This window comes from Acinetobacter sp. TUM15064 (assembly GCF_008980265.1).
Taxonomy (GTDB): domain Bacteria; phylum Pseudomonadota; class Gammaproteobacteria; order Pseudomonadales; family Moraxellaceae; genus Acinetobacter.
On the sequence record NZ_BKFU01000147.1, the window covers coordinates 1 to 1,350 of the forward strand.

Genomic DNA, 1,350 nt, shown 5'->3' on the forward strand with positions numbered 1-1,350 from the left:
TTCCTCGTCCATTTGAGCTTAATAACGCTATTTTCAAGTTGAACCAAGAACATCATTTTGTTTGCAAATTCTGTTCTTAAATTCCTTTAACTGACAAAGATTCCCTGTTGCCCAACCAAAGCCATGGTGGATCAAATCGTCTATTTGAAATAAGATCATAGGCAAGCGCGAGGAACAATACGACTTTTTAAATCAATTATTAAACTCAAATAGCTGTATTTTAATGTTTTTTATTTATTAAAAGTCTAATGATAAATTTTACTTATCACGCACGATAAGCTGCTTTTATGGTTTTTCAAACAAATTACGTTTTGAGATAAAGTAACTTCACTTGTCAAAAAACTGGTACGCCTCAATTATTTTTTAATTTTCTCAAGCAGTCTTTTCATTGCACTTTCAGAAACAGTGACTGCGACATCGGTTAATTTCTCTTTCAAGGCTGCATCATTGCCTTGCATATAAATCGAGGTGAAATGAAAGGTTTTGAGCTGGATCGGGGTATTCAAAATTTCTAAGCGACCATCGGTAATTTCCTTTAGCGCCGTTAAGGTCGGCACAACGGCAATCCCTAACCCTTGCTCTGCAAGACGCAATAAGGTCGCAAGCGAATAACTGGTAATTGAAAGCGGCTCATCCAGTGCCTGTTCTTTCATTTTGGCCTTGAGCTCTTTATAGGGATAGGTAATTTTTGGATAGGTTAAAATGGTATGCGACATCAATGCCTTAAAAGACATTTGACCTACACCACCTTTAAAAGATGGAGCCGCCAAAAAACTCAGTTCAAAGTCACACAGCGCCTGCTCTACACACTCGAAAGCCAAAGTCGGGCCCAGTAAAAAGGCCATGTCCAAATCCCCTGTACGCACACCTTCTTGCAAATTTGGAGTTAAATCCACCACAATTTCCACAGAAACTTTGGGAAATTCTTTTTGTACTTTTTCGATATATTCAACCAACCACGTATAAACAATCGTCTCCGAAACACCTAAACGAATCGTTCCTGTGAGGTGTTGGTTTTCAGTTAGCTCGGCCACCAAATCGGTTTCCAAACGCATAAACTTTTCAGCATATTTAAACAGGGTCATGCCTTTATGGGTGGGTTTAAGCTGTCGAAAACCGCGATCAAGGACTTTAAAACCTAAATCATTTTCTAGAGCAGTGATTTTTTGGGAAACCGCAGGCTGAGTGGTTTGTAATTTTGCAGCAGCCTTATTGAAGCTATTTAAGGTCACAACCCAATAAAATGCCTCTAGACTTTTTAAATTCACCTTAAATCTTGTCCTTATTCGATTCCAGTTATCGTACAGTAGTTACCACTCTTTTTAAGTGATGATACTTCAGTCTACAAAA

1 protein-coding gene is annotated in these 1,350 nt (G+C 38.3%); it reads right to left on the minus strand.

The window, feature by feature from the left end; translation table 11 throughout:
• Positions 1 to 356: 356 nt before the first annotated feature.
• Positions 357 to 1,268: a LysR family transcriptional regulator MumR gene (gene mumR, locus GBI16_RS18100; protein WP_086208409.1), complete on the minus strand. Its 912-nt coding sequence runs from the start codon at positions 1,266 to 1,268 to the stop codon at positions 357 to 359.
• Positions 1,269 to 1,350: the final 82 nt, after the last annotated feature.